Source organism: Phaeacidiphilus oryzae TH49, assembly GCF_000744815.1.
Classification (GTDB): domain Bacteria; phylum Actinomycetota; class Actinomycetes; order Streptomycetales; family Streptomycetaceae; genus Phaeacidiphilus; species Phaeacidiphilus oryzae.
Genome location: NZ_JQMQ01000005.1, coordinates 5011190 through 5030411, shown reverse-complemented (window position 1 = coordinate 5030411; position 19222 = coordinate 5011190). Strand labels below are relative to the sequence as shown.

Below are 19222 nucleotides of genomic sequence, written 5' to 3'. Positions count from 1 at the left end.
GTTCCCTGTGGTCGTCCAGGTCGCACACCATGGCGCCGGTGTCCCACCGGAGGCCTCCTGTCAGCGTGTCGCCTCGGGCAGCTGACCGGCCGACCGGCCACCGCAACGCGCTTCCGCGGCCTGGCTGCACTGCCCCTCCTACACCCCGCTGCACCCGTGGCTGTCGCTTCTCGGGACTCGTCGGACTCATCGGTTTCATCGGACTCGTCGGCTTCCGCCAGGGCGCGCCGTACGGGCGGTTCAGTCGGCGAGCACCACCAGATCGTCCCGGTGCACTACCTCCCGCTCATACGCGGGCCCAAGCTCCCGGGCCAGTTCACGGGTGGACCGGCCGAGCAGCCTGGGCAACTCCCTCGCATCAAAGTTGACCAGCCCGCGGGCGACGATGTGGCCGTTTTCGTCAAGAAGGTCCACCGGATCGCCCGCAGCGAAATCGCCGTCAACTCCCGTGAGCCCGGCGGGCAAGAGGGATTTGCGCCGCTCCACGACGGCGCGGACGGCGCCCGCGTCAAGCCTGAGCGCCCCCCGGGGAGCACTCGCGTGCGCCAGCCAGAGGAGGCGGTCGGCGGCGCGCCGGCCGGTGCGGTGGAAGAACGTTCCGGTGTCCCGGCCGGCCAGCGCGTCGGCGGCGTGCCGGGCGGCGGTGAGGACCACCGGGATGCCCGCCCCGGTGGCGATCCGGGCGGCCTCCACCTTGGTCACCATCCCGCCGGTGCCGACCCCGGCCTTGCCCGCGCTGCCGATCTCCACGCCCTCCAGGTCGGCCGGGCCGGAGACCTCGGAGATCCGGCTGCTGGCGGGAAGGGCGGGGTCGCCGTCGTAGAGCCCGTCCACATCGGAGAGGAGGACCAGCAGATCGGCGTGGACGACATGGGCGACCAGGGCGGCCAGCCGGTCGTTGTCGCCGAACTTGATCTCCTGGGTGGCGACGGTGTCGTTCTCGTTGACGATCGGCATCGCGCCCATTGCGAGCAATTGCTCAAGCGTGCGGTAGGCGTTGCGGTAGTGGGCGCGCCTGCTGGCGTCCTCGGCGGTGAGCAGCACCTGGCCGACACGGACTCCGTAGCGTGCGAACGAGGCCGTGTACCTGGCGACCAGCAGTCCCTGCCCGACGCTGGCCGCGGCCTGCTGCCGAGCCAGGTCGCGCGGCCGGCGGCGGAGGCCGAGCGGCGCCAGCCCGGCGGCGATCGCGCCCGAGGAGACCAGGACCACCTCGGCCCCCTCGCGGGCCTTGGCCAGCACGTCCACCAGGGCGTCCACCCGGTCCGCGTCCAGCCCGCCGGCCGCCGTGGTCAGCGAGGACGAGCCCACCTTGACCACGATCCGCCGCGCCTGCAGCACCTCGTCCCGCACGCCTCGCTCCAGTCCCTCGCCGCGGCCGCCCGGCCGATCACCGCCGGTCACCGCACAATCTACGCGAGGCGGGCACCCCGGCTCACCGGAGTATCAGGGGCCGGGACGCGGCCCCACGGCCGCCCCGGGGGCCGGCCGCAGCCGGACCGGCGCGCCCGGCGGCAGGTCAGAAGCGGTGGGCCTCGACCTCCGCGAGCAGCGCCGCGCGGCGGGTCTCGTCGTGGTCGAGGAAGGAGGCCTGGAAGGAATTCCGGGCCAGCTGCCTGAGCTGCGACTCCGTCAGCCGCAACGCCTCCCGCACGCCGGCGAAATTGTCCTCGACGTAGCCGCCGAAGTACGACGGGTCGTCCGAGTTGACGGTCACCAGCAGCCCCGCCTCCAGCATCGCCGGCAGCGGATGCTCGGCCAGCGTGTCCACGCAGCGCAGCCGCACGTTGGAGAACGGGCAGACGGTCAGCGGGACGGCCCGCTCCGCCAGCTCCTTCACCAGCTCCGGGTCCTCCATCGACCGGATGCCGTGGTCGATCCGCTCCACTCCGAGGACGTCCAGGGCCTCCCGCACATACTCGGGCCCGCCCTCCTCGCCCGCATGGGCGACCAGGCGCAGCCCCGCGTCCCGCGCCCTGTCGTACACCTCGCGGAAGAGCCCCGGCGGGTTGCCGACCTCGGCGGAGTCCAGCCCGACGCCGTGGATCGCGGTGCCGAACCACGGCCGCGCCGCCTCGAAGGTCGCCAGCGCCGATTCGGCCGGCTGGTCGCGCAGGAAGCACATGATCAGCCGGGTGGAGATGCCGTGCCGCTCCTGCGCGCCGTCCAGCGCGGCCGCCAACCCCCGCACCACGTCGTCGATCTCGACGCCTCGGCCGGTGTGCGCCTGCGGGTCGAAGAAGATCTCGGCGTGCCGGACCCCCTGCGCCGCCGCGCGCGCCAGGTACTCCTCGGCGAGCTCGGTGAAGTCCCGCTCGGTCCGCAGCACGTCCATCAGCTGGTAGTACAGGTCCAGGAAGGACTGCAGGTCGCTGAAGTCGTACGCCGAGCGCAGCTGCTCCGGCGACGCGTACGGCAGGTCCACGCCGTTGCGGCCGGCGAGGGCGAACGCCAGCTCGGGTTCGAGGGTCCCCTCGATATGCAGATGGAGCTCGGCCTTGGGCAGCACTTCGGAAGTCCTCCGGGTCGGTTGCGGCGGGTGGACGGAACGGGGGCAGCGGTCAGGGCGTCGGTCAGAACGGGAGCGGCGGGCGGAACGGGAGGCGGGCGGAACGGAAGGCGGGCGGAACGGAAGGCGGCGGGCCGAGCCGGCTCAGTACTCGTCCTCGTCCTCGTCGGCGCGGCCGATCGACAGCGGGTCGAAGGCGGCGAACTCCGCGTCCGCGTCGGCCCCTTCGAGGCGCTTCGCGTCCCGCTCGCGCCGGCGCGTGACCGCCTCGCGCGGGGCGTGGAGGCGGTGGTCCTCGCCACGTCGCCCGAGCATCTCCGCGCCGGCCGCCATCGACGGCTCCCAGTCGAAGACCACGGCGTCGTCCTCGCCGCCGATCACGACCGTGTCGCCCTCCCGGGCGCCCAGCTTCATCAGCTCGTTCTCGACGCCCAGCCGGTTCAGCCGGTCCGCGAGGTAGCCGACCGCCTCGTCGTTGGAGAAGTCGGTCTGCCGCACCCAGCGCTCCGGCTTCGTGCCCACCACCCGGTAGAGGTCCTGGCCCTGGTCGTAGGTGATGGTGAAGCCGGCGTCGTCGACCGCCTTCGGACGGAGGACCACCCGGGTCTTCTCCTCCTTCGGCTTGGCCTCGCGGGCCTCCCGGACGATCTCGCCGACCGCGAAGCTCAGCTCCCGCAGGCCCTTCCGGGACACCGCGGACACCTCGAACACCCGGTAGCCGCGCTCCTCCAGATCGGCACGCACCAGGTCGGCCAGGTCCTGGCCGTCCGGGACGTCGGTCTTGTTGAGGGCGACCAGCCGCGGCCGGTCCTCCAGGCCGCCGTACTCGGAGAGTTCGGACTCGATTGTCTCCAGGTCGGAGACCGGGTCGCGGCCCGGCTCCAGAGTGGCGCAGTCCAGCACATGGACCAGCACCGAGCAGCGCTCGACGTGCCGCAGGAACTCGAGCCCCAGGCCCTTGCCCTGGCTGGCGCCCGGGATCAGGCCCGGCACGTCCGCGATGGTGTAGACGGTCTCCCCCGCGGTCACCACGCCGAGGTTGGGCACCAGGGTGGTGAACGGGTAGTCGGCGATCTTCGGCTTGGCCGCCGAGAGCACCGAGATCAGCGAGGACTTCCCGGCGCTGGGGTAGCCGACCAGCGCCACGTCCGCGACCGACTTCAGTTCGAGGACGATCTCCAGCTCGTCACCGGGCTCGCCGAGCAGGGCGAAGCCGGGGGCCTTGCGGCGGGCGGAGGCCAGCGCCGCGTTGCCGAGACCGCCCCGGCCGCCGGCCGCGACCACGAAGCTGGTGCCGTTGCCGACCAGGTCGGCCAGCACCTCGCCGGTGCGGGGATCCAGCACGACGGTCCCGTCCGGAACCGGCAGCACCAGGTCGGAGCCGTGCGCACCGGTGCGGTGACCGCCCCCGCCCGGCTTGCCGTTGGTGGCCCGCTTGACCCGCGAGTGGTGGTAGTCGAGGAGGGTGGTGACGTCCGGGTCCACGGTGAGGACCACGTCCCCGCCACGGCCGCCATCGCCGCCGTCCGGGCCGCCGAGCGGCTTGAACTTCTCCCGATGCACGGAGGCGCAGCCGTGCCCCCCGTTACCCGCGGCGACATGGAGCTCGACGCGGTCCACGAAGGTGGTCATGTGCACTGCCTCTCGATGTATCGGCGTGGTTCTCCGGAGGTTCCGGGCGAGCGGCCGAAACGGAATCAAGTCGGAAAAGCCGAGGGTGGACCGGACAATCCGGCCCACCCTCGGATACTACGTAATGCGCGCGGTCTGAACCGCGGCCCGTTCGCTGAGGTTACTCGGCGACCGGGACGATGTTCACGACCTTGCGGTCCCGGCGCGTGCCGAACTGCACGGCACCCGGGATCAGCGCGAACAGGGTGTCGTCGCCACCGCGGCCGACACCGGCACCCGGGTGGAAGTGGGTGCCGCGCTGGCGGATGATGATCTCGCCGGCGTTGACGACCTGGCCGCCGAAGCGCTTCACGCCGAGGCGCTGGGCGTTCGAGTCGCGGCCGTTCCGGGTAGAGCTAGCGCCCTTCTTGTGTGCCATCTCTCAAACGCCCCTTACTTCTTGGCCGAGTCGATGCCGGTGATGCGAAGCGCGGTGTACTGCTGGCGGTGACCCATGCGCTTCTTGTAGCCGGTCTTGTTCTTGTACTTCTGGATGTTGATCTTGTCGCCCTTGTGGTGGTCCACGACCTCCGCCTGGACCTTCAGGCCGGCCAGAACCCAGGGGTCGGAGGTGACGGCCTCGCCGTCGACGAGCAGCACCGTGGTGAGCTCGACGGTGTCGCCGACCTTCGCGGTCGAGATCCGGTCTGCCTCAATGACATCGCCGACGGCAACCTTGTGCTGCCGTCCGCCGCTGCGCACGATCGCGTACACCGCGTCTCCTTCACTAGCTCGTAGGGACCCCGGACGCCAGCCGTCCCACCGGGCGACGAAGGCGCAGAAACGCGTCCGACCGACAAGCAGGGGGCCTCCCCCCGGATCAGGGCGCCCGTCCCGAAGGGCACGCCCCGACCGGGGAGGTGGTTGCTCTGGGGGTGGCGCACCGGTCCGGATCCGGACGGTCGCCGAGGGTCAAGGTTACGGAACCCCTTGACGCCTGGTCAAACCGGCCCCTACGGTCCCGCCCGGCGACTGCCGATCCGCCGCCGGGCGGGACCTCGGGGATGTGACCTACGCCTCGCCGGGGGCCGCCTCGGCGGCCTCCGAAGCGGCGGTCTTCCTGGCCGCGGACTTCCTGCCGGTGGCCCCGGTCGCCTTCTTGGCCGCGGTCTTCTTCGCCGCGGACTTCCTGGCGGCCGTCTTCCTGGCCGGGGCGGGCTTCTCCTCGGCCTGGCCGTCGGCCCCGCCCTCGGCGCTGCCGTCGACGCCGCCGTCGGACTGCGGCTCGGCCGCCTTCTTGGCCGCGGCCTTCTTCGCCGGGGCCTTCTTGGCCGCCGTCTTGCGGGTCGCCGTCTTCTTGGCGGCGGTCCGCTTGGCGGTCTTCTTGGCGGGCGCCTCCGCAGGTGCCTCGGTGGGCTCCACGGCCGGCTCTCCGGCCCCGGCGGCCTCGCCGGACCCGGCGGGCGCCGTCTCCGGCTCGCCGACCGGCTCGGTGACCGTCGCCGGCGGGGCGGCCTGCGCGGCCACCGCGCTCTCCGGCTCGGCGGCGGCGGTGCGCGAGGGGATGACCACCACGCCGGCCTCCGAGGAGGCGCTGCTCGGCGACCCCGCGGGGGCGGACGCCTTGCGCGAGGCGCGGCGCCGTCCACGCGGCCTGGCCGGCTCCGCCGGAGCCTCGGCCGCGGCGGCGTCCCCGACGTCCCCGGCGGTCCCGGTGCTTCCGGCGACCTCCGCGGCCGCCTCGGCGACGGCCTCCTCGGCCTCGGAGGAGGCCTCGGCCGCCGGCTGCGGCTCCCGGCCGACGCTCCCCAGCCGCTGGACCAGCGCGTCGGCCTCAGCCGTCAGCTCGTCCTCCGGAGTGGTCGGGATCCCGGCGTCGCCGTCCTCCTCGGCCTTCGGCTGCACGGTGGCCGCCGCGACCTGCGCGGGTCCGGAGACCGCGCTCTGCGACGCGGCCTGCCCCTGGCCGGCGTCCGCACCGGAGCCGCCCTTCCCGCGCTTGCGCCGCTTGCCGCTGCCGCTTCCGCTTCCGTTGCCGCCGCCGTTGCCCGAGTGGCTGTGCGCGGGCGGCTGGTCCATGTGGACGTGGATGCCGCGGCCGTTGCAGTGGACGCAGGTCTCGGAGAAGGACTCCAGCAGCCCCTGGCCGACCCGCTTGCGGGTCATCTGCACCAGGCCGAGCGAGGTCACCTCGGCCACCTGGTGCTTGGTCCGGTCCCGGCCCAGGCACTCCAGCAGGCGGCGCAGCACCAGGTCCCGGTTGGACTCCAGCACCATGTCGATGAAGTCGATCACGACGATGCCGCCGAGGTCGCGCAGCCGCAGCTGCCGGACGATCTCCTCGGCCGCCTCCAGGTTGTTCCTGGTGACGGTCTCCTCCAGGTTGCCGCCCTGGCCGGTGAACTTCCCGGTGTTGACGTCGACCACGACCATGGCCTCGGTCCGGTCGATCACCAGCGAACCGCCGGAGGGCAGCCAGACCTTGCGGTCCAGCGCCTTCATCAGCTGCTCGTCGATCCGGTAGGTGGCGAAGACGTCGACGTCCGAGGTCCACTTCTCCAGACGCGGCGTCAGGTCCGGCGCCACGTTGGAGACGTAGTCGTAGATGGTCTCCCAGGCGGTCTCACCGGAGACGATCACCTTCGAGAAGTCCTCGTTGAAGATGTCCCGGATGACCCGGACGGTGAGGTCCGGCTCCCCGTAGAGGAGGGTCGGCGCGCCGCCGCTCTGGGCCTTCTTCTGGATGTCCTCCCACTGCTGCTGCAGCCGCTGGACGTCCCGGGTCAGCTCCTCCTCGGAGGCGCCCTCGGCGGCCGTGCGCACGATGACGCCGGCGTCGTCCGGGACGATCTTCTTGAGGATCTGCTTGAGGCGGGAGCGCTCGGTGTCCGGGAGCTTCCGGCTGATGCCGGTCATCGAACCCTCGGGCACGTACACCAGGTAGCGGCCGGGCAGCGAGACCTGGCTGGTCAGGCGGGCGCCCTTGTGGCCGATCGGGTCCTTGGTGACCTGCACGAGCACCGACTGGCCGGACTTGAGGACGGACTCGATCCGGCGCGGGCCGCCCTTGTTGCCCAGCGCGTCGAAGTTGACCTCGCCGGCGTAGAGGACGGCGTTCCGGCCCTTGCCGATGTCGACGAAGGCGGCCTCCATCGACGGCAGGACGTTCTGCACCTTGCCCAGGTAGACGTTGCCGACGTAGGAGGTGGACTGCTCCTTGTTGACGTAGTGCTCGACGAGGACGTTGTCCTCCAGCACGCCGATCTGCGTCCGCTCGCCGTACTGGCGGACCACCATGACCCGCTCCACCGCCTCGCGGCGGGCCAGGAACTCGGCCTCGGTGATGATCGGCACCCGGCGGCGGCCCTGCTCGCGGCCCTCCCGGCGGCGCTGCTTCTTCGCCTCCAGACGGGTCGAGCCCTTGATGGACTGCACCTCGTCCGGGTCGAACGGCGCCTCGTGGCTGCGCTTGCGCGGTTCGCGGATCTTGACGACGGTGCGCTCCGGGTCGTCCGAGGAGCCGTCCTCGCCCCCCTCGCCGTCCCCGCTGCGGCGGCGACGGCGACGGCGGCGGCGGGAGGAGCTGGACGTCTCGCCGTGGCCGGCGTCGTCGTCCTGCTCGCCCTCGGCGTCCGCGGCCTCGGCGTCGAGCTCGGCGTCCTGGTCCTCGTCGGGCCGGCCGGACCCCTCGGTCTCGGCCTCGGTCGAGGAGTCGGCGCCCTCGCCCGTACCGTCCGACTGCTCACCGCGGCGACGGCGGCGGCCGCCACGACGGCGACGGCGGGACGGACGGTTCTCCTCGTCCGCGTAGTCGTCGGCGTCGGCGGCCGGCTGCTGCTCCTCCGCGGCCTCCGTCGGGGCCGCGGCGGCAGCGGCGGCCGCAGCGGCAGCGGACTCCGCGGTCTGCGGCTGCTCGCCGGCCCCGGCGGAGGTCGCCCGGCGGCGACGGCGGCGGGCCTGGCCCGGCTCGGTCTGCTCGGCGGCGGAGCCGGCGGTCGCGGACTCCCCCGCAGCCGCGTCGGCGGTCGCCTCGGCGCCGCGCGACGGGATCACGATCTCGGCGGCCGGCTCCTGGAAGACCGGCGCCTGGAAGAGCGCGGTGGCCGGCCGCGAGGCACGGCGACGGCGACGGCCGGTGCCGTCCCCCTCCGACTGCTCGGCCTGCTCGGCCTGCTCCGTCTGCTCTGCCTGGGCGGCCTGCTCGGCCTGGGCGCCGGACGCGGCCGGCTCCTCCTCGCCGGCGGGGGCGGAGACGGCGAACGGCGAACCGGACGGCGACTCCGCCCGGCGGCGGCGACGCCGCGCGGGGGCGGCCTCGGGCTCGGCCTCCGGCTCGGCGGCGGCCGCGGGCGCGCTGACCGGCTCGTCGGTCGCGGGCCCGGCCTGCTCGGCCTGCTCGGCCGCGGGCTGCTCCGGCTCGGCAGCCGGGGAGGTCGCGCGGCGACGGCGACGGCGGGTGGGAGCGGGCTCCTCCGCCTCGGCGACCGCCTCCGGCTCGGGCTGGGCAGCGGTCTCGGCCGCGGGCTCCGGCTCAGCCGGCGTCTCCGCGACAGGCGCGGCGGCGGCCGAGGTCGCACGGCGACGGCGGCGCGCCGGAGCGGCCTCCGCCTCGGCGGGCTCGGCCGCGACCTCGGCCTCGGGCTCGACGGCGGCCTCCGGCTCGACGGCCGAAGCGCCGGCCGGGGAGGTGGCACGGCGACGGCGACGGCGGGTGGGAGCGGCCTCCTCCGTCTCGGCGACCGGCGCCGGCTCCGCGGCCGGCTCGGCCTCAGCCTCGGTCGCGGCACTCGGTGCCTCGGCCGCGACCTCCGCCGGAGCGGAGGTGGCACGGCGACGGCGGCGGCGCACCGGAGCGGCCTCCGCCTCGGGGGCCTCGGACGGCTCGGCCGCCTCGGCGACCGCCTCCGGCTCGGCAGCGGCCTCGGCCACCGGCTCGGGCGCCGCTTCGGCAGCGGCCGGGGAGGTGGCACGGCGACGGCGACGGCGCGCCGGAGCGGCCTCCGCCTCGGCGACCGCCTCGGGCTCGGGCTGGGGCTCGGGCTCGGCGACCGGCGCCGGCTCCGCGGCCGGCTCGGCCTCGGGCTCGGTCGCGGCGCTCTGCGGGGAGCCCGCCGGACGGCCGGCGGCGCGGCGCCGACGGCGCGGCGCGGGGGCCTCCTCCGCAGCGGGCTCGGCCGGGGCGGCGGCCTCCGGCTCGGCCGGGGCGGCGGAGTCTGCGGCGTCGGCGGCCGTCTCGGCGGCCGTGGCCTGCGGGGAGCCCGCCGGGCGGCTGGCCGCGCGGCGGCGCCGCGCCGGGCGCTCCGGCGCGCTCTCCTGGGCCTGCTGGGCCTGCTCGGCCGACTGGGCCTGCTGCGACGGCTGGGCCTCGTCGGCCTCGTCGGCCTGGGCCTCGGCCGGGAGTACGATCTCGCCGGCCGGGGCCGGGGCCTGGGCGTCGTTGGTCTCGGAGGTGGCTCCTGGGGAGCCGGCCGGGCGGGTGGCCGCGCGGCGCCGGCGGCGCACGGGCGCGGCCGAGGGTTCAGGACTCTGGTTCGCGGTGGCGCCGTCCTGCTGCGCCGCCTCGTTGGGCTCGTTGATGTCGAGCATGCGGGCGGTTCTCCCGTCACGCCCCCGGGCGCCTCCGCCGGAGGCCCGAAAACCTCTTCCGGGCCGTCCTGGCGCGGGCGCCGCACGGGGGCTTGTCGTGTCGCTCGGCGCCACCACCGTCTTGGCGGGTGCGCCGATAAGTCTTCTGGTCTGGGCCAGTCCTGGTCGGTTGCCCCGGACCGGGGCCCCGGGTGGCTCCCGGAGGCCCCTTCAGGGCCGACGACGACCTGGCCGCGCTGTGCTTCCCATCGGCAGCGGGCCGGCCAACGCGCGGCGGCGGGCTGCGGCAGGGCCTTCGCGGGGGGCGGGGCCTACGCCGCGCCGCGGTCCGGCGCGAACGGGTCGGTCACCGTGCCGGTCTCCTCGCCGAGCGGCCCCTGCGCCAGCCTGGTCACCTCTGCGGGGACCGGCGGCGCGAGGTCGGCCGCGGCACGGAGGCCGGACAGGACGTCGTCGGGTCGTACGGCAGGCGTCGCATGCCGAACAACCAGCCGCAGTATCGCACAGCCACGGCCCGCACGGGTATCGGCACGTGGTGTGATCTCCACACCTTCACCAGCGGTATCACCCGTCACACCGGCCTGCGAACCGGCTTCGGCCCCCGGCTTCAGCACCTCGAGGGCGAGTACCGCTCCGCGCGCGTCGAAGTCCCGGATGCCGTTCTTGGTCCTGCGCTGAACGGTGACCGACTCCTCCGCGAGGAACCGGTCGACGGCCGCCCGGGCCTCGTCCTCCGCCACCCCCGGGAGCGCCAGCCGCCACACCGACGCCTCCAGCCGCTCGACGAAGTCCGAGGTCAGGGCCTCGACAGCGTCCGTGACGTCCAGCCCGTCCGGCAGCGACTCGTCCAGCCGGGCCCGCAGCTCCGCCGGATCGCGCCGCTCGGTGAGGGCGATCTCCAGGTACTCGGCCTCGCTGGCGGTCCCGGTCGGGGCCGCGTTGGCGAAGCTGATCTTGGGATGCGGGGTGAAACCGGCGGAGTACGCCATCGGCACCGCGGAGCGGCGCAAGGCCCGCTCGAAGGCCCGCTGGAAGTCGCGGTGGCTGGTGAAGCGGAGGCGTCCGCGTTTGGTGTAGCGGAGGCGGATGCGCTGCACCGCCGGCGCGGGCGGCGGTCCGTCGGGCGTACGGCGTGCCAGGGTCGCTCAGTCCTTCGGTCGGGTCCCTCGAACGGGCTCTGCGGTCATGCGCGGGAATCCGCGGTTCTGTCAGACCCCCCCTATAGATTACGCGGAGCAGGGGAAGGGGCGGTCCGAGAAGGCTCGCGAGGGCCGGAGGGACCGAAGAGGGAGGAGATCCGCAGATGATTCGGAAGCTTCAGGCGGTCGCACTGGACTGCCCGGACCCGATGCGACTCGCCGGGTTCTACGCGGAACTGCTCGGCGGGCAGATCAAGTCCGATCCGGAGGATCCCGGCTGGGTGGAGGTGCACGGCTTCGAGGGCACACCGCTGGCCTTCCAGCGGGTGGACGGCTACCGGCCGCCGGAGTGGCCCGGCCAGCAGCACCCGCAGCAGGTGCATCTGGACTTCGACGTGGACGACATCGAGGCCGACGAGAAACGGGTGCTGGAGCTGGGCGCGACCGTACTGGAGCGCACCGACCAGCTCCGCCCGGAGGCGAACTGGCGGGTCTACGCGGACCCCGCCGGCCACCCCTTCTGCCTCTGCCTCCACTGAGCCCACCGCGTCACCCACAGGGGCGGGGCGAGGATCAGCCGCCGGGCGGGGAGCTCCACTCCCCGCTCGACCAGCCAGGCGCAGCCCAGCGCCGTCACCAGCACGGCCGCCGCGAAGGCGGTGTGGTGGGTGACCGCGTCCGGCAGCCGCAGGGCCGCCCGCAGCACCAGCAGATGCACCATGTAGAAGGCGAAGGAGAGTTCACCCAGTCGGACCAGCGCCCGCCGCCGCCAGAAGCAGCGCTCCCCGCGCAGGTCGGCGGTCGCCCCGGCGGCGATCAGCAGCGCGAAGCCGAGCACGGTACAGGCGCTGTACGCGTACGGCGACCCGGCGGCCAGCTGGGCCGCGCCGAAGTAGCCCAGGAGTGCCACGGCGAGCGCGGCGTCCGGCGCCGGTCCGCGCCAGTGCCCGCCGCGGACCAGGAGGGCGAGCAGCGCGCCCAGCACGAACTCCGGCAGCCGTAGCAGCGGCTGACTGTTCATCTGCCAGTTCAGCGCGAAGTGGGCGTCCACCCAGGGCAGCACCGCCACCAGTGCGGCGCAGCAGGCCGCGAGCGCGGTGGTGCGCCGCGGCCGCCGCGCCAGCGGGTCCAGCACCAGCCGCTGGAGCAGCGGGAAGACGGCATAGAAGAAGGCCTCGCAGGCCAGCGACCAGCTGACCGAGTCGAGGGTCTGCCACCAGTCGCCCTTCCAGGTGTGGACGAGGAGGAGGTTGGCGGCGATCTGCTTGGCGCTCGGCAGCCCGTCCGGGGTCAGCCAGAGCGCGAGCAGCAGCGCGAGGAGCGCGGTGACCAGGTGGACGGGGTAGATCCGGGCGATCCGCCGGCGCCAGAAGCGCCGGACGTCCGGCAGCCGGGTGGCGCCCGGCCGCGCGGTCCAGGCCAGCACGAAGCCCGAGAGGATGAAGAAGAACGAGACCCCGGTCGCTCCCGAGGTGAAGGCCCAGGTCGCCGCGGCGCCCGAAGTCCCGTGCACCAGCAGGAGGTTGTGGGTGTGGAGCCCGAAGACCAGTAGCGCCGCGCCCCACCGCATCCCGGTGAGCGAGGGCAGCGCGGGCGGCCGGAACCCTGCTGCCGGGCCGGCCGCTGCCGGGCCGGCCTCGGCGGGGGCCGCGGGCGCGGCGGCGGTTGGGGCGACGGATGCGGCTGCGGGTCCGGCTGCGGATGCGGCTGCGGATGCGGCGGCTGCCACGGTCCCGGGCCTCCGTTCTGGCGACTGGCGGTGGACGGGCGCTGAGCCCGCGCCACGCTAGGCGCGCCAGATGAACGCAGCCCCAACCCCCGGCCGCCGTTTCATGGGCCTCCCGGGTCCGAAACGCCCAGTACAGTACCCGGATGGTGAACTTGCGACAGGAGATCCTCGACGAGCTCGGCGTGAAGCCGAGCATCCGGCCCAAGGACGAGATCCGGCAGCGGGTCGACTTCCTCAAGGACTATCTGCGGTCCACCCCGACCCGGGGATACGTCCTCGGCATCAGCGGCGGCCAGGACAGCACGCTGGCCGGCCGGCTGTGCCAGCTCGCCAGCGAGGAGCTGCGGGCGGAGGGGCACGAGGTCGTGTTCGTCGCGGTGCGGCTGCCCTACGGGGTGCAGGCCGACGAGGCCGACGCGCAGATCGCCCTGGAGTTCATCCGGCCGGACCGCTCGATCGCGGTGAACGTGAAGCCGAGCGCGGACGCCGTCGCCGCCGAGGCCGCGCACGGCCTGAGCGATCTCCTCGGCGACGAGCCGGTCCTGCGCGACTTCGTACGGGGCAACATCAAGGCCCGTGAGCGGATGGTGATCCAGTACTCGATCGCCGGGCAGCTGAACCTGCTGGTGGTGGGCACCGACCATGCCGCGGAGGCGGTGACCGGCTTCTTCACCAAGTACGGCGACGGGGGCGTGGACATCACCCCGCTGGCCGGGCTGACCAAGCGTCAGGGAGCAGCGCTGCTGCAGGAGTTGGGGGCGCCGCCGAGCGTCTGGCAGAAGGTGCCGACCGCCGACCTGGAGGACGACCGGCCGGCGCTGCCGGACGAGGTCGCCCTCGGCCTGAAGTACGCCGAGATCGACGACTACCTGGAGGGTGTGGACGTCACCCCCGAGCTGGCGGCGAAGGTCGAGTCGGTCTACCGGGCCACCCGGCACAAGCGGGCCGTGCCGGTCACCCCCGGCGACGACTGGTGGCGCGAGAGCTGATCACTGGTCAGAGGACCCTGGTCATGAACGCGCTGTACGGATCGGGCCGATAGTCCGCGAAGGGCTCGCAGTACGTGAAGCCGAACTTCTCGTACAGCCTGCGGGCCGGGCGGAAGAACTCGTCTGAGCCGGTCTCCAGGCTCAGACGGGTGAGGCCCATCCGCTCGGCCTCGCCGATGATGTGGCCGAGCAGCTGGGACGCGATCCCGCTGCGCCTGCGGGCGGTCGAGGTGCGCATCGACTTCAGCTCGCCGTGCTCGGCGTCCAGCCGCTTGAGGGCGCCGCACGCCACCACACGGGCGCCGGCCTCGCCGGCCTCGCCGGCCTCCCCGCCTTCGCGGCCACGACCATCGGCGCCCTCGGCGTCGTCGCCCTCCCGAACCGACCAGAAGACGACTCCGGGCGCCCGCAGCCCGTCCAGATCCAGCGCGTGATTGCTCCCAGGCGGCGACATGGCCTGCATCTGCCGCAGGTGCTCCGTGAGGAACTCGGCGATCTCGGGCCCGGTGAGGTCGTCGACCGTGATCTTCACTGTGCTCATCCTCCGGTGGCTCCGGGCCGATCATCAGACCCGTGGAGAGTCTGCCATGCGGCCACCGCGCTGGCGTCGCGGGCCGGGCATGGCGACGATGAGGGCGTGAAGCGTCCCGGACCCTCCTTCCGCCAGCGTCTGCTGATCGAATCGCTCACCGTTCTCGCCGCCGACGCCCCGGTGCAGACCGGCTGGCTCGGCGACCACGGCGTGACCACCGACGACCTCGCCCAGCACTTCGGCCGCGCCTACCGACTGGCCGACGCCCTGGTGGCCGGCGGCTACCTCCACGCCGAGGTCCTGCCGCGCCTCCGCGACATCGACCGGACCCTCGACGAGCTGACCGCCGGCGACGACGCCGACCGCTGGACCACGGCGGCCCTGGCCGGCGACGAGGCCTGGGACCGGATCCGCCAGTCGGCCCGCCAGGCCCTGATCACCGCGGTGGGCGACTGGGACCTGCCGATGCCGACCATCACCGTGGTGCGCTGAGAGCGGGCTCCGCCGCGCGCCGTCCGCGGCCGCGCTCCGCCGCCTCGGCCCGGTCGGCCGCTCCACCCGGGGTCCAGGACAGCGGCCAGCGGGCGGGCGCCGACGACGGCGAGGACGGCGAGGAGGGCGACGAGGGCGAGGAGGGCGACGAGGGCGAGGACGGCGACGATGCCGACGGCGTCGTGCAGCTGAACGGCGTGAACGGCTGCCAGGCCTTCCCGGGCGCCCCGCTGGGGTTGAGGAAGTTCAGGGGTTCGTACCGCACCCCGGCGGCCGCCTGGTTGCGGCTGCCGGTCCACAGATCGATGCCCTCGTACGCCTGGCCGTCCAGGATGCTGACCGTTCGGGGCTGCCCTCCGCAGGAGGTCGCGGAGATGTCCCGGCGGCCGTTGACCGGCGCCGAGAAGCCGGCCGGGCGCGGCCAGCTCCACGGCCCGGTCGGCGAGTCCGCGGTGGCGTAGCCGGTGGGAGTTCCTGAGCAGTAGCCGCAGTTCGGGTCGGAGTAGGTGAGGATCCACTTGCCGCTGTTCGCGTCCTGATATACGCCCGGCGCCTCCACCGAGGTGAGCCCGCCCAGTCCGGTCGAGCCGTTGCCGTCGCCGTCGAGCCACGACGGGTCCAGCTGCTCCTCGGAGAGCACCCCGCCGAGATCGCAGATCAGCGTGCCGCCGTCGCCGTCGGCGTCGTCGGCGGCGGCGGCGAGCGCGAAGTCGCCGTTGTTGCCGTTGCACTGGTGGAGGACCGGCTTGTGGGTGCTGCCGTACGGCGGCCCGGCCTCGGCGCCGCAGCCGCCCGCCGGCCCGTTGCAGCCCATCACCACATAGGCGTTGGTGGTGGCCGAGACCCGGTCGGCGACGGCGTTGAACCAGAGGATGAAGGCGCCGTCGGCGCGCTGGACCATCCGCGGGTTGAAGCAGCCGTGACCGCCGTTCTCTCCGCACACCTGGTCGAGAGACTGCTTGTCCGCCGGATCGTTCTGTCCGGGCTGCACGATCGTGCGCACCGGGGACCAGGGGCCCGTCGTCGAAGGAGCGGTGGAGACCCCGAATCCGCACCAGGGGCTGGACACCGACCACTGGTAGCCGCAGCCGTACTCGGTGCCGTACGCGTAGTAGGTGGACCCGAACTTCGCCACCATCCCGTCGTGAAGATCGAGCCCGGGCAGCGAGAAGGCGCCTGCCTCGGTCTCCCCGGCGGAGGCAGGGGCGGAGGCGGGGGCGGAGACCGGCGCGGTCGCGGAGACCGGCGCGGTCGCGGAGACGGGAACGGTAGCGGTAGCGGTAGCGGTCGCGGGAGCGGGGACGAGGAGGGCCGCCGGCGCCAGCCCGAGCCCTCCCAGCCACACGGCGACCCGCCGCCGGCGACGGCCGCAGCCCTCGCCCCGTCTCCGCCCCTGCCCTTGCCCCTGCCCCTGCTCCTCGCCCTCTCCCCCACGTACGCGGACACGCGGAAACGAATCGCTCACCGCCTCATCCTCATGCAGGCCACCGCGCGAGGCGCGGTCTTCCACGCCGGGGCTAACCCGTCCGGACGCGGCGAGAAGCGCAGCGCTCGGGTAGGACCGCGCCCAGAGTTCACCGAACCGACAGGACGAGTTTGCTGCAACTGTTTAGGGCGACTAATTAGTCTCCGTTGGCCAAGTCCCCGTCTAAGGACTCCTCACATGAGACGTGCCACCAAGCTCTCCTCCGCCGCTCTCGGGCTGGCCCTGCTCGCGGCCACCGGAACCGCCGTCGCCGCCGCGAACCACGGCGACGACGACTGGCCGTACGCCCAGCACAGCGCGGCCTCGGCCACGGCCGCGGCCTCGTACACCTTGGCGGCCGTCGGCGACATCGCATGCGAGCCCGACGACGCCGAGAACGCCGCCAACCCGGCCTCGCTCAAGTGCGGAAGCGCCACCCTGGGCGGCATGAGCGCCGAGTTCGCCACCGCGAAGCAGGCCCAGGCCATGCACCCGGACGCCGTGGCGCTGCTGGGCGACGAGCAGTACCAGGTCGGCAAGCTCACCGACTTCGAGCAGTCCTTCGAACAGGCCTGGGGCGGCCTGAAGATGCTCGAGCGCCCGGCGCCGGGCAACCACGAGTACTACCCGTACACGAAGAAGGGCGACAACGAGGCCGGCCAGAACGGCGCCGGCTACTTCGGCTACTTCAATGGCCACGACCAGGCCGGCACGCCGAACGCCCAGGGCCAGGCCGGCGACGACACCGCCGACGACCAGGGCTGGTACTCCTACAACCTCGGCAACTGGCACATCGTCTCGCTCAACGCCGAGTGCGACTCGGACGCCTTCAAGCACGACTGCTCCACCACGGACGGCGGCCTCCTCGCCCGCGAGACCCAGTGGCTCTCCCAGGACCTGGCCGCCAACCGGCACCCCTGCACCATCGCCTACTGGCACCAGCCGGCCTTCAGCGCCACCACCGCCTCGACGGCCACCGTGCCGGCCTCCGCCCCCGGTGCGGGCGGCGTCGAGGGCGGAGCCACCGACGCCTGGTGGAAGCTCCTCTACCAGCACCACGCCACGCTCGTCCTCAACGGCCACGAGCACGCCTACGCGCGGCTGCGCCCGATGAACCCGGCCGGCCAGTACGACCCGGCCCACGGCATCCCGGAGTTCATCGTCGGCTCCGGCGGCGAGGCCCTCGACACCCTGGCCGGCACCCCGGGCCACTACGACAACCCCAACGTGGTCACCGCCCAGGCCAGCGCCTTCGGCGGCATGAAGCTCACCCTCAAGCCGCACAGCTACAGCTGGGACTACCAGCCGGTCCAGCCCGGCCCCGGCTTCGACTCCACATCCCTCCAGTACAGCGACTCCGGCACCGGCACCTGCCACTGACCCCGAAAACGCGCTCGCCGGCGCCCTGACGACCTCGGCGAGCGCGTCCCGTCCCTGCGCTGGAGGGCTCTTCCCGATCGCGCGGACATGAGGCTAGGGTCGCCGGTCATGGCCGACGACTGGCGCAGGGACCGGATCGGAAGCGCGCTTCGGGGCGCGAATCCCACTGTCCTGGCCAGGTTGACGGCAGGGTTCGCGGTCATCGGTGACGTGCAGTTCCTCCCGGGATACGCGGTCCTCCTGGTGGATGACCCCTCGGTGCAACGGCTCTCCGAGCTCCCGAAGCCCAAGCGGCTGGCCTTCCTCGCCGACATGGAGAAGCTGGGAGCGGCCGTCGAACGCGCCTGCGGCAGGCTGGACCCGGCCTTCCGCCGGATCAACCTGGAGATTCTGGGAAACGCCGACGCCTTCCTCCACGCCCACGTGTGGCCCCGCTACGATTGGGAACCAACTGCCCTCATACGCAAGCCCGTCTGGCTGTACCCCACCCAGCGGTGGACCGACCCGCGCTACGCCCTCGGCGCCCACCACGACGGCCTGCGCCAGGCGATCACCGAGGAACTGACCCGACTGACCACCTGACCAGCTGACCACCTGACCGCTGGATGAACGTCCACGACGGCGAGACGTCCCGGGAGCGCTGGGAGTCACGAGGGCTTAGAAGTCGTGGCGTTCCTCTATGAAGCTGCTCTTCTCTCCCCGGATATGGTGCGGTTTGGGCTGCCGGAACTTGTATACGAGCCCCCACCCACCAAGCCCCATCAGCAGCCAGGGCACCCAGGCGACGTCGAACCCGAACTTGATGAAGGCTCCTGTCAGAATCATGCCGACATAGATCCACATAGCAACCTCCCCGACTGACTCCACGGCCAGAATCGCCGATCCGACAGGGGCCTCCCAGGGCCTGAGGCCCCCAGCCCGAGTGCCAACCGGGCCCGGACCTCCCGCCGTCACCGCCTCCCGCTCCGGTTCTCCTTGGAGGTCGACGCCGACGGCTGGGTGACGCGACAGATTCCGAGTCCGGCGCGCTCGGCGATCTCCGCGTCGAAGATGACGAGCACGTCGTCGGTGCCCAAGTGGAACGGCCCCGGTCCGTCAGGCCCGTGAGTGGCCGAGCGGCCAGCAGCGACCCACACCTGACCGGTGGCGCTCCGCAGGTGGATGGCCGCCGGCACCGGAGTCGGCGCGCCGTGCTCCTCGCCGCACCACTGGATGCGGCACGACTCGATCGGGGCGGACACCATCCCGGCCCAGAGGGGGTGATCCGCGACCGCGACGCGTGCCGACCCACCCGGCTCGTCGATGTAAGAGAGGAACTCGCGCATAGGCGCCGAGTGGAGCTCGACCCCGTAGTAATCGAACGTGCTGCCCCACACGGCCGAATAGGTATGGCCGTCGTCCATGACCAGCTCGACGCCCATCGTGGGTTCGTGCCACGCGCCGTAGTCCCACGCGTCGGGATCGGTGCCTTCGTCTCCGGCCATCAGCACGAAGTAGGCGACCGCGACGACGGTTCGGCCGCGCAGGCTGGCGACGAGCCGCTCGTAGCTGTCGGAGGTCAGGCGCGGCGCGGTACTCACCGGGACATCCTGGCGCTGACACCCCGACTTCGACGAGCCGATTTCCGTCACCGCAACCGCCGAGGCCACGCTTCCGCCAGCCGCGAGCGAACTTCAGACCCACTCGATCCGGCTGCGGATGTGTGGGCGCTCGCCGGACTGCGGCAAAGGCCGAGCGGGCCGCCCAGGCCGGCGTGGCTCGGCGGGCTTTCCCGCGCCCAGCGCAGCCAG

At 73.3% G+C, this 19222-nt stretch carries 17 protein-coding genes; 5 read left to right on the top strand and 12 right to left on the bottom strand.

What is annotated here, in order from left to right:
* Positions 1 to 240: 240 nt before the first annotated feature.
* The 7 genes from proB to BS73_RS25925 all read right to left on the bottom strand — a co-directional run bounded on the left by proB (position 241) and on the right by BS73_RS25925 (position 10803).
* Complete coding sequence (gene proB / locus BS73_RS25955; protein ID WP_037581141.1) at positions 241 to 1341, bottom strand: glutamate 5-kinase; 1101 nt, start codon at positions 1339 to 1341, stop codon at positions 241 to 243.
* 178 nt (positions 1342 to 1519) lie between these two features.
* Positions 1520 to 2509: an adenosine deaminase gene (locus BS73_RS25950; RefSeq protein ID WP_037576434.1), complete on the bottom strand. Its 990-nt coding sequence runs from the start codon at positions 2507 to 2509 to the stop codon at positions 1520 to 1522.
* Positions 2510 to 2653: 144 nt separating this feature from the next.
* Positions 2654 to 4141, bottom strand: coding sequence for a GTPase ObgE (gene obgE, locus BS73_RS25945; protein WP_037576431.1), 1488 nt, complete (start codon positions 4139 to 4141; stop codon positions 2654 to 2656).
* Between the two features lie 160 nt (positions 4142 to 4301).
* The gene (gene rpmA, locus BS73_RS25940; RefSeq protein ID WP_037576428.1) at positions 4302 to 4559 is read right to left on the bottom strand and encodes a 50S ribosomal protein L27; all 258 of its coding nucleotides are present in this window, start codon (positions 4557 to 4559) and stop codon (positions 4302 to 4304) included.
* A 14-nt stretch (positions 4560 to 4573) separates the two neighbouring features.
* Positions 4574 to 4894, bottom strand: a complete 321-nt coding sequence (gene rplU, locus BS73_RS25935; protein WP_037576425.1) for a 50S ribosomal protein L21 — start codon at positions 4892 to 4894, stop codon at positions 4574 to 4576.
* 297 nt (positions 4895 to 5191) lie between these two features.
* Entirely contained in the window at positions 5192 to 9706 is a 4515-nt protein-coding gene (locus tag BS73_RS25930) for an Rne/Rng family ribonuclease (RefSeq protein WP_084704368.1), read from the bottom strand.
* A gap of 311 nt (positions 9707 to 10017) precedes the next feature.
* The gene (locus BS73_RS25925; RefSeq protein WP_037576422.1) at positions 10018 to 10803 is read right to left on the bottom strand and encodes a TIGR03936 family radical SAM-associated protein; all 786 of its coding nucleotides are present in this window, start codon (positions 10801 to 10803) and stop codon (positions 10018 to 10020) included.
* Positions 10804 to 11009: 206 nt separating this feature from the next.
* On the opposite strand from BS73_RS25925, the gene BS73_RS25920 reads away from it, so the two are divergent.
* Positions 11010 to 11384, top strand: a complete 375-nt coding sequence (locus tag BS73_RS25920; RefSeq protein ID WP_037576420.1) for a VOC family protein — start codon at positions 11010 to 11012, stop codon at positions 11382 to 11384.
* Here BS73_RS25920 and BS73_RS25915 read toward each other — a convergent pair.
* Positions 11339 to 12574, bottom strand: coding sequence for an acyltransferase family protein (locus BS73_RS25915; RefSeq protein WP_063837069.1), 1236 nt, complete (start codon positions 12572 to 12574; stop codon positions 11339 to 11341). The genes BS73_RS25920 and BS73_RS25915 overlap by 46 nt on opposite strands.
* A 143-nt stretch (positions 12575 to 12717) precedes the next feature.
* On the opposite strand from BS73_RS25915, the gene nadE reads away from it, so the two are divergent.
* Positions 12718 to 13563 carry an ammonia-dependent NAD(+) synthetase gene (gene nadE / locus BS73_RS25910; RefSeq protein ID WP_037576417.1) on the top strand — a complete coding sequence of 282 codons (846 nt, stop codon included), beginning with the start codon at positions 12718 to 12720 and terminating at the stop codon, positions 13561 to 13563.
* Positions 13564 to 13570: 7 nt separating this feature from the next.
* Here nadE and BS73_RS25905 read toward each other — a convergent pair whose 3' ends face one another.
* Positions 13571 to 14095: a GNAT family N-acetyltransferase gene (locus BS73_RS25905; RefSeq protein ID WP_037576414.1), complete on the bottom strand. Its 525-nt coding sequence runs from the start codon at positions 14093 to 14095 to the stop codon at positions 13571 to 13573.
* Positions 14096 to 14200: 105 nt separating this feature from the next.
* Between BS73_RS25905 and BS73_RS38900 the strand changes: the two genes are divergently transcribed.
* Positions 14201 to 14587, top strand: coding sequence for a hypothetical protein (locus tag BS73_RS38900; protein ID WP_051940607.1), 387 nt, complete (start codon positions 14201 to 14203; stop codon positions 14585 to 14587).
* On the opposite strand, the gene BS73_RS38895 is transcribed toward BS73_RS38900, so the two are convergent.
* Complete coding sequence (locus BS73_RS38895; RefSeq protein WP_037576411.1) at positions 14571 to 15932, bottom strand: glycoside hydrolase family protein; 1362 nt, start codon at positions 15930 to 15932, stop codon at positions 14571 to 14573. The two genes, BS73_RS38900 and BS73_RS38895, sit on opposite strands and share 17 nt — an antisense overlap.
* Positions 15933 to 16250: 318 nt before the next feature.
* Here BS73_RS38895 and BS73_RS25890 point away from each other — a divergent pair, with 318 nt between their 5' ends.
* Both BS73_RS25890 and BS73_RS25885 read left to right on the top strand, forming a co-directional pair.
* The gene (locus tag BS73_RS25890; protein WP_037576408.1) at positions 16251 to 17432 is read left to right on the top strand and encodes a metallophosphoesterase family protein; all 1182 of its coding nucleotides are present in this window, start codon (positions 16251 to 16253) and stop codon (positions 17430 to 17432) included.
* Positions 17433 to 17540: 108 nt separating this feature from the next.
* Positions 17541 to 18014, top strand: coding sequence for a diadenosine tetraphosphate hydrolase (locus tag BS73_RS25885; RefSeq protein ID WP_037576405.1), 474 nt, complete (start codon positions 17541 to 17543; stop codon positions 18012 to 18014).
* 75 nt (positions 18015 to 18089) lie between these two features.
* On the opposite strand, the gene BS73_RS25880 is transcribed toward BS73_RS25885, so the two are convergent.
* A complete protein-coding gene (locus BS73_RS25880) occupies positions 18090 to 18275 on the bottom strand; it encodes a hypothetical protein (RefSeq protein WP_037576403.1) in 186 nt (61 codons plus the stop codon).
* A gap of 107 nt (positions 18276 to 18382) precedes the next feature.
* The gene (locus BS73_RS25875) at positions 18383 to 19012 is read right to left on the bottom strand and encodes a hypothetical protein (RefSeq protein WP_051940605.1); all 630 of its coding nucleotides are present in this window, start codon (positions 19010 to 19012) and stop codon (positions 18383 to 18385) included.
* Between the last annotated feature and the right edge of the window lie 210 nt (positions 19013 to 19222).

Excerpts from the sequence above, each read along its gene's own strand:
- obgE (WP_037576431.1), bottom strand. The coding sequence starts at position 4,141 with ATGACCACCTTCGTGGACCGCGTCGAGCTCCATGTCGCCGCGGGTAAC.
- rpmA (WP_037576428.1), bottom strand. The coding sequence starts at position 4,559 with ATGGCACACAAGAAGGGCGCTAGCTCTACCCGGAACGGCCGCGACTCG.
- BS73_RS25930 (WP_084704368.1), bottom strand. The coding sequence starts at position 9,706 with ATGCTCGACATCAACGAGCCCAACGAGGCGGCGCAGCAGGACGGCGCC.
- BS73_RS25920 (WP_037576420.1), top strand. The coding sequence starts at position 11,010 with ATGATTCGGAAGCTTCAGGCGGTCGCACTGGACTGCCCGGACCCGATG.
- nadE (WP_037576417.1), top strand. The coding sequence starts at position 12,718 with ATGGTGAACTTGCGACAGGAGATCCTCGACGAGCTCGGCGTGAAGCCG.
- BS73_RS25890 (WP_037576408.1), top strand. The coding sequence starts at position 16,251 with ATGAGACGTGCCACCAAGCTCTCCTCCGCCGCTCTCGGGCTGGCCCTG.
- BS73_RS25885 (WP_037576405.1), top strand. The coding sequence starts at position 17,541 with ATGGCCGACGACTGGCGCAGGGACCGGATCGGAAGCGCGCTTCGGGGC.
- BS73_RS25880 (WP_037576403.1), bottom strand. The coding sequence starts at position 18,275 with ATGTGGATCTATGTCGGCATGATTCTGACAGGAGCCTTCATCAAGTTC.